Source organism: Halorhodospira sp. M38, from assembly GCF_022227985.1.
GTDB classification, from domain to species: domain Bacteria; phylum Pseudomonadota; class Gammaproteobacteria; order Nitrococcales; family Halorhodospiraceae; genus Halorhodospira; species Halorhodospira halophila_A.
Window position 1 is genome coordinate 1 of the sequence record NZ_JAJNQP010000013.1, and the last position, 12,745, is coordinate 12,745.

The window sequence follows — 12,745 nt, forward strand, 5'->3', positions numbered from 1 at the left end:
GCGCCCCCCCCCCCCCCGGGAGGGCCGCTGGTATTACGCCGACGAGCCGGTGACCCTCACCGTGCTCATCCGCACCGAGGACAACCGTGAGCGGGTCGGGGACTACATCGCCAACCTGATGGAGGATCTCGGCTTCACCGTCGAGCGCCTCTACCGCACGGCCGAGGAGGCCTCCCGCATCTGGATGACCGGCGACCCGGCCGCCGGACGCTGGCACATCTACACCGGCGCCTGGGTCTCGACCGTGATCAACCGCGACATCGGCGACAACTTCAACTACTACTACACCCCCCGAGGCCGCCCCGACCCGCTATGGCAGGCGTATGAGCCCACCGAGGCGTTCAGCGAGGCCGCCGAGCGCCTGGAGCGCCGCGACTACACCAGCGTCGGGGAACGCCAGGAACTCATGGAGGAGGGCCTGACCCTGGCGATGGAAAACTCGGCGCGCATCTGGCTGGCGGATCAGCTCAGTGTCTGGCCCCACGCCGCCGATCTTGAGGTGGCCGGCGACCTGGCCGGCGGGCTCTCCGGGTCGCAGCTGTGGCCCTTTACCCTGCGTTTCAGCGATCGCGTGGGCGGTCGCGTGGTGGCAGCCACGCCGAGCATGCTCACCGAACCGTGGAACCACGTCGCCGGCAGCAACTGGATCTTCGACCGCATGATCCTGCGCGGGTTGACCGACTCGGCGGTGCTGCCCGACCCCTTCACCGGCCTCTACTGGCCGCAGCGACTCGACTCGGCGGAGGTCACGGTCACTGAGGACGCGCCGGTCAACCGCACCCTGGACTGGGTCTCGCTGGAAACCGCTGAGACCATCGAGATCCCCGGTGACGCCTGGATCGACTGGGACCCGGAGGAGCAGCGCATCCTGACCGTGGACGATCGCCACGAGGATGGACTGACCGCCCGCTCGCGGGTAGTCCTCCACTACGAGGACGACTACCTCGAGCGCCGCTGGCACGACGGCTCGCAGGTCTCCGTGGCCGACGTGGTGCTGCCTTGGATCCTGAGCTTCGCCCGAGCCGACGAGGACAGCCCGCTGTTCGATCCCTCCCACCTGCCGGAGTTCGAGGTCTATCAACGCAACTTCCGCGGCTGGCGGATTACCGATACCGACCCCCTGACCGTCGAGGTCTACAGCGACCAGGTCTACCCGGACGCCGAGAACCTGGTCGCCGCCCGCATCCCGGCCGCTCAGCCCTGGCACGTGGTCAACCTGGGCATCCAGGCCGAGCGCCGCGGCGAGCTCGCCTTCTCCTCGAGCAAGGCCGACCGCATGGATGTGGAGTGGCTCAACCTGGTCTCGGGGCCGAGCCTGGAGGTTCTCCGCGGCTACCTGCGCGCTGCCGCTGAGGCCGAGCAGGTGCCCTTCGAGCAGGCCCTTGGCGAATGGCTGCGTGAGGGCGAGGCCGCCGAGCGCTACCGCGCCCTCGACACCTGGCAGCAGGAACGCGGCCACTTCTGGGTGGATGATGGGCCGTTCTACCTGCACTCGGTCCGCCCGGTGGAGGGCAGCATCGTGCTGCGTCGCTACCCGGATCACCCGGATCCGGCCGACAAGTGGCTGCGCTTCACCGACCCGCGCATCCCGGAGCTGGAAATCGACGGACCGCTGCTGGTCGAGCACGGCGAGGATCTCGAGCTGACGGTCCGCATCACCTACGCTGGCGAACCCTACCCGGACGAGGAGATCGAGACCGCCCGCTTCCTGCTCTTCGACCGGGACGACCGGCTGGCGCTGGAAGGCGAGAGCGAGCCGGACGGCGACGGACAGTGGCGCATCCGCGTCCCCGCCAAGGCGCTGGAGACGCTGGGCACCGGAGCCAACAGCATGGAACTGGCCGTCACCTCACGAAGCGTGGCCCTGCCGGCATTCGCCACCCACGCCTTCGCCACCCTACCGGCCGGCGGCCCCGAAGCAGACAGCCAGGAGGAGGAGTAGCCGTGGCCAGCGCCGCCCCCGTCAGCCGCACCGCCTCCTTGCTCCGCGACCTCCGTCATCTTGGGGTTTTCACCGCCAAGCGGCTCATCGCCCTGCTGCTGACCGTGCTGATCGGTGTCTACCTGACCATCCTCATCGCCAACATGGGCGGGCAGGTGGATGAGCTGCGCATGGCCCAGATCCAGGGCGAAGTGGCCGAACAGGTCCGGGGAGACCCGGCCTTCCAGGACCTCGACTCGGAGGAGCGCGAGGAACTGATGCAGCGCCAGATCGACCTAGAGGTCGAGCGCCTGCGCCTGGACGAGCCGTTCATCGTGCGCAGCTTCGACTACCTGCGCGCGGCCATGACCCTCGACCTGGGGCGGGCGGAGCAGATGCACAGCGATGCCGGTTCCCGGCAGGTCTACAACATCATTGCCGAGCGCCTGCCGGCGACGCTGCTGCTCTTCGGCACCGCCAACCTGCTGGTGTTTTTCGTCTCGGTCTTCGCCGCGCTGTCGCTGTCACGACGCTACGGCAGCCGGCTGGACCAGACCGTGATCGGCCTGGCACCCACCTCGGCGGCGCCGGCGTGGTTCTACGGCATCTTCCTGATCCTGCTGCTTGCGTTCATCTTCCCGCTGCTGCCGTCCGGCGGCATGGTGGCGGTGCCGCCGCCGGAGGATCCGTGGGCCTATGCAGCCAGCGTGATCCGCCACATGGCGCTACCGGTGGCGGCGATGTTCATCGCCCAGATCTTCATATCGATCTACTCGTGGCGGACGTTCTTCCTCATCCACTCCAGCGAGGATTATGTGGAGATGGCCCGTGCCAAGGGTTTGCCCGACGCCCTGGTGGAGCAGCGCTACATCCTCCGGCCGACACTTTCGCCGATCATCACCAGCTTCCTGCTGATGCTCATCGGCCTGTGGAGCGGTGCGATCATTCTCGAACAGGTCTTCAACTGGCCGGGCCTGGGCACGCTACTCTTCGAGGCCATCGGGCACCGTGACACGCCGGTCATCATCGGCTCGGTGGTCATCTTTGCCTACCTGCTGGCCGTGACCGTGTTCCTGCTGGACTTCCTCTACGCCATCCTGGACCCGCGGGTCCGCATCGACGGGGGGCAGGGATGATCCGCTGGCGCGATGGGCTCACCCAGGTACGACGCTACCCGTCCGCCGTGGCCGGGCTGCTGATCATCGCCATGCTGATCGCCACGGCCATCTATGCCGTGACCGCCATCCCCTACTCCGAGGCGCAGAAGCTCTGGCGCGGCGGCGACGCCTGGCAGGACCTGCCGGTCAACGCCAGCCCGGCGTGGACCGACCGGCTTCTCGGCGGGGACGCCCCGCGCACCATCACCGTCTCCAGCGAGGATGCGCCCACCGAGCGCCAGGATCTGGGCGCAGCACGGCTCGAGACAACCACCCTGGAGGTCGACTTCCCCTACGACGGCTTCCCCTCGGAGATCAATCTCTTCCTCGAGGCGGAGTTCGAGCAGGGCCAGCCCTTCACGCGGGTGCACTGGCGCACCCCGGACGGCGAGGAGATCCCCATCGACGCCCGCCGGGTGGGGGAGCGGGAGCGCTTCTCCATCTCCCAGGACCGGCAACTGGAGAGTCGGCTGGGCCGCGCGCCCCAGGTCGGCCTGTTCACCGACGCCGAACCCGGAACCCCGGACCCGACAGTGCGCACCGGCACCTACGAGCTGGTTATCGAGACGGTGCACTTCGAAGAGTCCGCCCGGCTGCACGCCGAGCTGGTCGTCTACGGGCAGGTCCACGGCGCCTTCGGCACCGACCACCAGCGCCGCGACCTGGCCGTAGCCCTGCTCTGGGGCACGCCGGTCGCCCTCGCCTTCGGACTGCTCGCCGCCGTGGGCACCACAGTGACCACCCTGATCATCGCCGCCACCGGGGTCTGGTACGGGGGCTGGGTGGACGCCACCATCCAGCGGCTCACCGAGGTGAACATCATCCTGCCGCTGCTGCCGATCCTGGTGATGATCGGCACCCTCTATTCGACCAGCATCTGGCTGATGCTCGGCGTCGTCGTGGTGCTGGGCATATTCAGCGCCGGGATCAAGATGTACCGCTCGATGCTGCTGCCCATCCGTGAAGCGCCCTATATCGAGGCGGCGCGCGCCTATGGGGCCGGGGGCGGCCGGATCATCCTGCGCTACATGGTGCCGCGGATCCTGCCAGTGCTCATCCCCACCTTCGTCACCCTGATCCCCACCTACGTCTTCCTGGAGGCGTCGTTGGCGGTTCTCGGCCTGGGTGACCCGGTGCTGCCGACGTGGGGCAAGGTCCTGCACGATGCCCAGGCCCAGAGTGCGCTCTACCACGGCTTTTACTACTGGGTGCTGTCGCCGGCGGCGCTGCTGATGCTCACCGGACTCGGCTTTGCCATGCTCGGCTTCGCCCTGGACCGGATCTTCAACCCGCGGCTGAGGAACCTCTGATGGCCGGTGCCCCGCTGCTCGAGATCGAGAACCTGCGCCTGGGCTACGCCACCGAGCGCGGCACCCTGTGGGCGGTGGACGGCGTGAACTTGGAGGTGCGCCGCAACGAGGCCCTGGCCGTGCTCGGCGAGTCCGGCTGCGGCAAGAGCTCGCTGGCGCGTACCCTGCTGCGCACGCTGCCGCGCAACGCCCATGCCCCCAGCGGCCAGATGCGCCTGGACGGACGCGACGTTCTCGGCCTTCCGGAGGAGCGCTTCCGCCGCGAAGTGCGTTGGGTGCGCATCGCCCTGGTCATGCAGGCGGCCATGAACGCCCTCAACCCGGTGGTGCGCGTCGGGGAACAGGTGGCTGAACCGCTGCGCGTGCACCACCGGCTGGGCCGGCGGGAGGCACACCGTCGCGCCGGCGCCGCCTTCGAGGAGGTGGGCATCGCCACGGATTTCCTGCGCCGCTACCCCCACGAGCTTTCGGGGGGCATGCGCCAGCGCGCGGTGCTGGCCATGGCGCTGGTGACCGAACCGGACCTGGTCGTCCTCGACGAGCCCACCTCGGCGCTGGACGTGCTCACCCAGGCATCCATCATGAACGTGCTCAAGCGCATCAAGGCCCAACGCGGGGTCAGCTTCGTGCTGATCACCCACGATATCGCCACCTCCAGCGAACTGGCCGACCGGGTGGCGCTGATGTACGCCGGGCAGGTGGTGGAGACCGCCAGCGCCGAGGCGTTCTTCGGCCATCCCGCCCACCCCTACTCGCGGCTGCTGATGGACTCGGTGCCCCGGCTGCACCAGGAGCAGCCGCCACGCGCCATACCGGGCCGCCCCCCGAGCCTGCTCGAGCCGCCGACCGGCTGCCGCTTCGCCGAACGCTGCCCGAAGGCCTATGAGCGCTGCAGCGAGCCACCACCCGAGGTTGCCTACGATACCCGGCACCGAGTCCGCTGCTGGCTTCACCACCGCTCGGGAGGGGGACCATGAGCTTGCACTCACCCATCGCGGCGCACACCACCGGCAGCACCGATGAGGCACTGCTGTGCGTTGACGGCCTGCACACCCACTTCGAACTGCGTCAGTGGGGGTTCCTGCGGACCGGCACGGTGCGCGCCGTCGACGGCGTAGCCTTCAGCCTGGACGCCGGTGAGGCCATTGCGGTGGTCGGCGAGAGCGGCTGCGGCAAGAGCTCTCTGGCGCGCACCCTGCTCGGGCTGCACCGGCCCACCGCCGGCTCGGCGCGTTTCGCCGGTACCGAGGTGGGTGAGCTCAACGGCGCGGCCCTCAAGACATACCGCGCGCAGGTCGGCTACGTCCAGCAGGACCCCTACGGGGCCCTGCCACCGTTCATGGAGGTGCAGCGGATCCTGGCCGAGCCGCTGATTATCCACGGCGTCCGCCCGCGCGCCGAGCGCTGGCGGCGCATCGAGGCAGCCCTCGAAGAGGTTGGCCTCAGCCCCGCGGCCGAGGTGGCCGGCAAGTTTCCCCACCAACTCAGCGGCGGTCAGCAGCAGCGCGTGGTCATCGCCCGGGCACTGCTGCTGCGGCCGGCGATGATCATCGCCGACGAGCCCGTCTCCATGCTCGACGCCTCGGTCCGGGTGGAGATCCTCAACCTGCTCCACCGGGTGCAACAGGAGCACGACTTGGCCCTGCTTTACATCACCCACGACCTCTCGACAGTCCGCCACTATGTGGACCGGGCGATGGTGATGTACGGCGGACGCATCGTCGAGCAGGCCCCTGTGGACGCGCTGTTGCAGCGGCCCCAGCACCCCTACACCGAGGCCCTGCTCAGCGCCCTCGGCGACCCCGATGCCGCCAACGCCGGCCGCCCCCGCCCAGTCCCCGGGGGCGAGGCGCCCAGCCTGATCCAGCCACCCACCGGATGCCGTTACCACCCACGCTGCCCGCACGCCATGGCGGGTCGGTGCGAGCTCGATCCGCCGCCGCCGGACTTCCGGCCCCGCCCGGAGCATCGAGCCGCCTGCTGGCTTCGCGAGTGACCCCGGTGCGCGGCGTCGAGCACATCCCGTGGCTCTACGACGCCGGTATGGCCGTCTGCGAACGCTTAGGCATGCACCGCTGGCGCGAGGCGCTCGTCGACGGGGTCCGCGGCCGTGTCCTGGAGGTAGGCTGCGGGACGGGACGGACCCTACCGCTCTATCCCGCCGAGACCGCGGTGTGGGCAGTGGATCCGGACGCCGCCGCGTTGCGCCGCGCCCGGCGCCGGGCGCCGCAGGTCCCGCTGTACGTTGGCCGCGCGGAGGCACTGCCCTTCGCCGACGGCAGCTTCGACACGGTCACCACCAGCCTGAGTTTCTGCAGCGTCGGCGATACCGCGGCGGGGCTGCGGGAGATCCGCCGGGTCCTCGACGATCACGGGGTGCTGCGAATGCTCGAGCACGTGCGCTCACCGGGGCTGGCGGGGCGGGTGCAGGACCGCATCCAGCCGGTGTGGACCGCCGTCAGCGGCGGCTGCCACCTCAACCGGGATACCGAGGCAGCCGTGCGCGCGGCGGGGTTCCGCATCGACGGCACCTCGCGACGGGCGCGCGGGGTCATGCGCTGCTTCGCCGCCTACAAAGCGTAACAGTCAGGACCGGCCCAGACGCTGCCACAGATCCGCCAGGTGGGCCGCCAGGCCAGCCAGCAACCACCCCGAGACCCAGTACCACGGGGCACCGGTCAGCGCGGCGCGCAGCGCCAGCAGCAGGAAGCCGCCGGCCGCCAGGGTGGTCACGATGGTTGCCGGCGCCAGGCCATGACCGGTGCGCCGGTAGAGCGCGTAAAGCAGGGCCCCCTCGAGGAGCATCAGCACCAGGATGGCGTCGATGACGCGGCCGCTGGCAAACCATTCCGCCATCATCCCGCTCACCACTCGGCCAGCCGTTCACGCAGCTCGTCCCGGAGGATGTCCACCTCAGGGCGGGCCTGCTCAAGGATCGTATCCACCCTGTGAAAGTCGAGCACGCGGATATCGCGGATCGCCGGGCTGATCAGGATATCGGGCTCCTCCCGCCGCCGCTTCTCCTGCAGGATGGAGTACTGCATGACCTGGAACGTGTTGAAGATGTTGTCCAGGTACGCCGGGTTGCGCAGTGCCTCGTCCTTGCCCTCCTCACGGGTGCCGAGCACATTGACCGCCACCACCACGTCGCAATCCTCAGCGAGCAGGTCGAACGGCACCGGATTGGTCAGGCCGCCGTCGACCAGCACCCGATCCTGATAGGAGACCGGGCTGAACAGCCCCGGCATGGCCATGCTCGCCTGGACCGCCGGCCACAACGCACCCGAATCGAAGACCACCGCCTCGCGCTTCCAGTAGTCGGTGGCCACAATCTGCAGCGGAATCTCCAGCTCGCCAAAGCGCGACACGCCCGTCTCCTTGCGCAGGTGGGCGATAAAGGCGTCGGACTCCACAAGCCCGCCGTCGCGATCCGACGGCTGCACGAAGTCGAGCCACTGCCGCCATTTGCCGCCCATCAGCGTCTGCAGCCAGTTCTCGTCCTGATCGGCGACGAGCTCATCGATTCCGGCTCGGATCTCCTCGGCGCTAAGCCCGGCGGCATAGAGCGCGCCCATGATGGCGCCGATGCTGCAGCCACTGATCCGGTGCGGACGCACCCCGAGCTCCTCGAGCGCCTCGAAGACCAGCAGGTGGGAGAGGCCGCGGGCCCCGCCGCTGCCGAGCGCCAGGCCGATACGCGGCCTCCCGTCCCGGTCCACCTCGCCGCCCCGGGCGCCGGCAACCGGGGTGACCGACATGCCCACCAGGGGCATCAGGGATGCGCTGATCATCATCTTCAGGGTGTGGCGTCGTGGGCGGTCGGGGAGGTCGTGTGGCACTGCGAATCCTCGCTTCAGGCTGCCGCTGAAGGTGCAGCGGTCTCGGGTGAACATAGCAGGCATGGCCCCGACTGTCCTCAGCCCGCGCCGCCGGCGACCGGGCGGCGCAACAGGGCGACATCGTCCCGCGGCAGGTGCAGCTCCGCGCCCCAGCGTCGGGCGAACCAGCAGAAGGTCGCCTCGGCGAAGAAGGCGATGTGGGTCGGGTCGCGCAGGTAGTGCCAGGCACCGAACGCCTCGGCGGACGGCTGGCGCTTGGTCATGATACCCAGCCAGCCCCCGGGTCGCACGCACCCCCAGAGCCCGTCGAGCTCGGCCGCCGGCTCGGCCAGGTGCTCGACCACCTCGGTGGCGGTAACCACCTCGTAGCGATCGCGCAACGGCGACGGATCGGGGAAGTAGAAGGGATCGTAGACCTCGGCCTGATAGCCTGCCTCACGGAACATCGCCGCCAGCGCGGGGCCGTGGCCGCAACCGAAATCCAGCACGCGCGCCGGCGGCACCACCGCGGCCATCAGCGGATCGGCGATCCGTGCCAGGAAGCGCCGGTAGCCCGGGTCGTTCACCGCATTCCGGTGCTGGTCGTAGACAGCCTTCTCGTCCGCCGCCGACAGGTGCTGCTCGGGCGGTACATGGACCAGGGCGCAGCTCGGGCATCGGTAATACGTGCGCTCGGCCCGATGGAACAGCACCGCCGAGCTGCCGCACAGGGGGCAGGGGCGAACGCTCACGGCGCCACCCCGCCGGCCTCCTCCGCGCGGACCGCCTCCAGGCGCCTGCCATCCGCGGTCAGCAGGCGCAGACGGTCGACTTCGGGCATATAGAGGAAGTACACCCCGGCGAGCACATCCAGGAACGCCTGCTCGGCTTCCGCCAGGCCCGCGTCGCGGCAGGCCATGCGCGTGGCGGCCAGGCCGCTGAACACGATCCGCTCGCCGGTCAGCCGGTAGGCGCCGGCGTAGCGATTACACGGCGCCTGCCCGTGAACCCGCCCCTCGGCATCGAGATCGAGCGTGATGATCGCCTCGGGGATCTCGCCGTCGACGGCCACGATCTGCCACTCACCCCCGGTCAGCAACCCCCGGGGATCGCCGCCGCAACCGCGATGCTGCGTACCGTCCAGGGTGTAGTCGACGCGGTACGGGTGCGGCATGCCGGTGGCCACATCGGCGCACAGCGCCTGCTCGACGACAACCTCCAGCGCGCGGCCGTTATCGGTCTCCGCCGTATAGCGCAGGGCCGTGTCCGTTACCTCCGGGTCCGGCTGCGCGGCGGCCACCTCGAGGCGGCCGTAATCGGCCAGCAGCCGCATGCGCTCGCCGTCCATGCGCAGCATCCACCCCGGCTCCTGCCCGCGGGCAATGAACGGTTCATCGGCGGTACCCAGCCCCGGTGCCGGCTCCGGGACAGTCTCGGGGGCCTCGATGGGCTCGGGCTCGGCCTCGGCCAAGGGGGCGGGGGGATCCTCACGGACCCCGGCCGGCTCGCGGTCCTGCGCCCGCTCGGGAGTAGCGCACGCGGCCAGCAGGAGAAGGATCGGAAGAGTGGTCGCGACGGTACGGATGGTGGTCATGGGTCCAGAATACCCGAAAGCGGTGCTCCAGCGGCACTGCCTCGGTGCAACGGAATCCGGACCGCACGCGGCGGCGCCGCCCCGTGCGGGGGCGGCGCACGGCGCGTACCGGCTCAGTTGGCCTTATGGATGGCCCGCTTACCCACGGCCAGGGCCGCTTCGTGGACGGACTCGGAGAGCGTCGGGTGGGCGTGGATGGTGCGCGCGATGTCCTCGGCGGAGCCGGCGAACTCCATGGTCACCACCGCCTCGGCGATGAGTTCGGAGGCCTGCGGACCGATGATGTGGGCCCCGAGCAACCGGTCGGTCTCGGCGTGAGCGATGAGCTTGACCATCCCAGCGGTCTGGTCCATGGCACGGGCCCGCCCGTTGGCAGCAAAGCCGAAAACCCCGGTGTTGTAGGGGATGCCGGCCTTCTTCAGCTGCTCCTCGGTCCGACCCACCCAGGCGATCTCGGGGTCGGTGTAGATCACCCACGGGATGGTCTCGTAGTTGAGGTGCCCGCCCTTGCCGGCGATTCGTTCCGCCACCAGGATGCCCTCTTCTTGGCCCTTGTGAGCGAGCATCGGCCCGCGCACGACGTCGCCGACGGCGTAGACGTCGGGCAGGTTGGTCTTGCAGTCCTCGTCGACATTGATGAAGCCACGCTCGTCGAGGAGCAGATCGACCTCTTTCGAGCAGAGGTCATCGGTGTTGGGTCGCCGGCCGACGCAGACGATGAGGCGGTCGACCTCCAGCTCCTGCCCACCGTTCTTGTCCTCGTAGGAGACCGTGACCCCACCGTCGACCCGGGTGCCGGTGACCCGGCAACCCAGGCGGATATCCAGCCCCTGCTTCTTGAACTCCTTCTGGGCCGTGCGCGCCACCTGGCGGTCCACCGGCCCGAGGAATTCGTCCTGCGCCTCGAGCAGCACCACCTCCGAGCCGAGCCGGCTCCATACCGAGCCCATCTCGAGGCCGATGACCCCGGCGCCGATGATGCCGAGCCGCTGCGGCACCTCGGTGAAGTCCAGCGCCCCGTCGGAGTTGACGATGCGCTCGTGATCCAGCGCTGCGGCGCCGATCTCGACGCTGCGCGAGCCGGTGGCCAGTACGACGGAGTCGGCGCTGTAGCGCTCACTGGTGCCATCCGAGCGGCGGACCTCCACGGTCTTCGCCTCGACCAACTGGCCGTGACCGTGGATCCACTCGATCTTGTTGGCCTTGAACAGCTGACGGATGCCCCCGGTGAGATCCTTCACCACCTTGTCCTTGCGGGCGATCATCTTCTCCACATCCAGCTCCACCCCCTGGGCGGTGATGCCGTGGGCGCTGAGCTGCTCGGTGACCTTGTGATACTGCTCCGAGCTGTCGAGCAGCGCCTTGGAGGGGATGCAGCCGACGTTCAGGCAAGTGCCGCCGAGGGCGGGCTCGCCGTCCTTGAAGACGAAGGCGTCGACCACGGCAGTGCGCATGCCCAGCTGGGCGCAGCGAATGGCAGCGCTGTATCCGGCGGGGCCGGCACCGATAACGATGACATCGTAGTGATTGGACATGTTGCGACCCTGTTCTGTGGTTGTATGTGCGCTCGAGGGCCTCCGGCCCCGGGCGGATCGTGGGCCCGCGCCGCTAGATTTCGAGCAGCAGCCGGGCGGGATCCTCGATGCAGTCCTTGACGGCCACCAGGAACTGCACCGCCTCGCGGCCGTCGATGATGCGGTGGTCGTAGGTGTGGGCCAGGTACATCATCGGCCGGACCACGATCTCACCGTCCTCGACCACCGGTCGTTCCTGGATCTTGTGCATCCCCAGGATGCCGCTCTGAGGCGGGTTGAGGATGGGCGTGGAGAGCAGCGACCCGAAGATCCCGCCGTTGGTGATGGTGAAGGTCCCGCCGGTAAGCTCGTCCATGCTCAGCTTGCCCTGCTGGGCACGCTTGCCGAGCTCGTTGATCTGTGACTCGATCTCGGCGAAGGAGAGGCGGTCGGCGTCGCGCAGCACCGGCACCACCAGCCCCCGCGGCGAGGAGACGGCGATGCCGATGTCGTAATAGCCGTGGTAGATGATGTCATTGCCGTCGATCGAGGCGTTGACCGCCGGATAGCGCTTGAGGGCCTCGACCGCCGCCTTGACGAAGAACGACATGAAGCCTAAGCGCACGTCGTGGGCCTTTTCGAAACGCTCGCGGTAACGGGCGCGCAGATCCATCACCGGCTGCATATCCACCTCGTTGAAGGTGGTGAGCATGGCCGCGGTCTGCTGCGCCTCGACCAAACGCTCGGCGATGCGCTGGCGCAGCCGGGTCATGGGCACCCGCTGCTCGGGTCGGTCGCCCAGCGGGGCGGCCTCGGCGGCGGGGGCGCTCTGCGGTGCTGTAACCGCGGTGGGCGCTGCCTCGGCCTCGGCCCGACGCTCCAGATGGCGGAGCACGTCTTCCTTGGTCAGGCGACCGTCGCCACTGGAGGACTCGATCCGGGCAGGATCCAGGCCGTGCTCGCGGACCAGACGGCGCACCGCCGGGCTGAGCCCGTCCAGGCTCACCGCCGGTGCCGCCTCCGCGTCCGCGGCCGCGACGGGCGCCTCGGGGGCCGTGTCCTCCCCGCCCTGGGGGGCCGGCTCGGCGTCGTCCGACGCCTGTCCGCCGGCCGCGGCCGCCGCGGCGGTCTCGGCGGCCGGGGGGTCATCGGTGGCGGCTGCGGCACCCGCCTCGACGTGCCCGAGGATATCGTCCGGGGTGACCGTATCGCCCACCGCACGGTCGATCCCCTGCAGCACACCGTCGGCGGGCGCCGGGACCTCCAGCACCACCTTATCCGTCTCCAGATCGACCAGGTTCTCGTCCTGGCTCACCGCCTCGCCGGGCTGCTTATGCCAGGCCACCACCGTCGCCTCGCTGACGGACTCGGGCAGCGCTGGCACCTTGATCTCGACGCTCATGCAGGTCCCCTTCTCTGGTGTTCTCGTCC

12 protein-coding genes are annotated in these 12,745 nt (G+C 69.4%); 6 read left to right on the forward strand and 6 right to left on the reverse strand.

Going from position 1 to position 12,745, the window contains the following annotated elements:
- From LRA98_RS08640 to LRA98_RS08665, 6 genes are all read left to right on the forward strand, one after another.
- Positions 1-1,942, forward strand: a 1,942-nt coding sequence (locus LRA98_RS08640) for an ABC transporter substrate-binding protein (protein ID WP_238640835.1), incomplete at its 5' end; no start/stop codon positions are given.
- Positions 1,943-1,944: 2 nt separating this feature from the next.
- A complete protein-coding gene (locus LRA98_RS08645) occupies positions 1,945-3,057 on the forward strand; it encodes an ABC transporter permease subunit (protein ID WP_201169953.1) in 1,113 nt (370 codons plus the stop codon).
- A complete protein-coding gene (locus tag LRA98_RS08650) occupies positions 3,054-4,388 on the forward strand; it encodes an ABC transporter permease (RefSeq protein WP_201242995.1) in 1,335 nt (444 codons plus the stop codon). Before LRA98_RS08645 ends, LRA98_RS08650 begins: the two co-directional genes overlap by 4 nt.
- Positions 4,388-5,365: an ABC transporter ATP-binding protein gene (locus LRA98_RS08655; protein ID WP_238633441.1), complete on the forward strand. Its 978-nt coding sequence runs from the start codon at positions 4,388-4,390 to the stop codon at positions 5,363-5,365. Before LRA98_RS08650 ends, LRA98_RS08655 begins: the two co-directional genes overlap by 1 nt.
- Positions 5,362-6,384, forward strand: coding sequence for an ABC transporter ATP-binding protein (locus LRA98_RS08660; RefSeq protein WP_238633442.1), 1,023 nt, complete (start codon positions 5,362-5,364; stop codon positions 6,382-6,384). Before LRA98_RS08655 ends, LRA98_RS08660 begins: the two co-directional genes overlap by 4 nt.
- A gap of 5 nt (positions 6,385-6,389) precedes the next feature.
- Complete coding sequence (locus LRA98_RS08665) at positions 6,390-6,971, forward strand: methyltransferase domain-containing protein (protein WP_201170306.1); 582 nt, start codon at positions 6,390-6,392, stop codon at positions 6,969-6,971.
- A gap of 3 nt (positions 6,972-6,974) precedes the next feature.
- On the opposite strand, the gene LRA98_RS08670 is transcribed toward LRA98_RS08665, so the two are convergent.
- The 6 genes from LRA98_RS08670 to odhB form a co-directional block, all read right to left on the reverse strand.
- A complete protein-coding gene (locus LRA98_RS08670) occupies positions 6,975-7,244 on the reverse strand; it encodes a hypothetical protein (RefSeq protein ID WP_201169961.1) in 270 nt (89 codons plus the stop codon).
- 8 nt (positions 7,245-7,252) lie between these two features.
- Positions 7,253-8,227 (reverse strand): patatin-like phospholipase family protein, encoded by a 975-nt coding sequence (locus LRA98_RS08675; RefSeq protein ID WP_238633443.1) that lies wholly within the window; start codon positions 8,225-8,227, stop codon positions 7,253-7,255.
- A 77-nt stretch (positions 8,228-8,304) separates the two neighbouring features.
- Complete coding sequence (locus tag LRA98_RS08680; RefSeq protein WP_201241769.1) at positions 8,305-8,958, reverse strand: methyltransferase domain-containing protein; 654 nt, start codon at positions 8,956-8,958, stop codon at positions 8,305-8,307.
- Positions 8,955-9,800 (reverse strand): META domain-containing protein, encoded by an 846-nt coding sequence (locus LRA98_RS08685; protein WP_238633444.1) that lies wholly within the window; start codon positions 9,798-9,800, stop codon positions 8,955-8,957. The genes LRA98_RS08680 and LRA98_RS08685 overlap by 4 nt, the downstream gene beginning before the upstream one ends.
- Before the next feature lie 113 nt (positions 9,801-9,913).
- Positions 9,914-11,335 (reverse strand): dihydrolipoyl dehydrogenase, encoded by a 1,422-nt coding sequence (gene lpdA, locus LRA98_RS08690; RefSeq protein ID WP_201169965.1) that lies wholly within the window; start codon positions 11,333-11,335, stop codon positions 9,914-9,916.
- 73 nt (positions 11,336-11,408) lie between these two features.
- Positions 11,409-12,716: a 2-oxoglutarate dehydrogenase complex dihydrolipoyllysine-residue succinyltransferase gene (gene odhB, locus LRA98_RS08695; RefSeq protein ID WP_238633445.1), complete on the reverse strand. Its 1,308-nt coding sequence runs from the start codon at positions 12,714-12,716 to the stop codon at positions 11,409-11,411.
- Positions 12,717-12,745: the final 29 nt, after the last annotated feature.

Excerpts from the sequence above, each read along its gene's own strand:
- LRA98_RS08650 (WP_201242995.1), top strand. The coding sequence starts at position 3,054 with ATGATCCGCTGGCGCGATGGGCTCACCCAGGTACGACGCTACCCGTCC.
- LRA98_RS08655 (WP_238633441.1), top strand. The coding sequence starts at position 4,388 with ATGGCCGGTGCCCCGCTGCTCGAGATCGAGAACCTGCGCCTGGGCTAC.
- LRA98_RS08660 (WP_238633442.1), top strand. The coding sequence starts at position 5,362 with ATGAGCTTGCACTCACCCATCGCGGCGCACACCACCGGCAGCACCGAT.
- LRA98_RS08670 (WP_201169961.1), bottom strand. The coding sequence starts at position 7,244 with ATGGCGGAATGGTTTGCCAGCGGCCGCGTCATCGACGCCATCCTGGTG.
- LRA98_RS08685 (WP_238633444.1), bottom strand. The coding sequence starts at position 9,800 with ATGACCACCATCCGTACCGTCGCGACCACTCTTCCGATCCTTCTCCTG.
- lpdA (WP_201169965.1), bottom strand. The coding sequence starts at position 11,335 with ATGTCCAATCACTACGATGTCATCGTTATCGGTGCCGGCCCCGCCGGA.
- odhB (WP_238633445.1), bottom strand. The coding sequence starts at position 12,716 with ATGAGCGTCGAGATCAAGGTGCCAGCGCTGCCCGAGTCCGTCAGCGAG.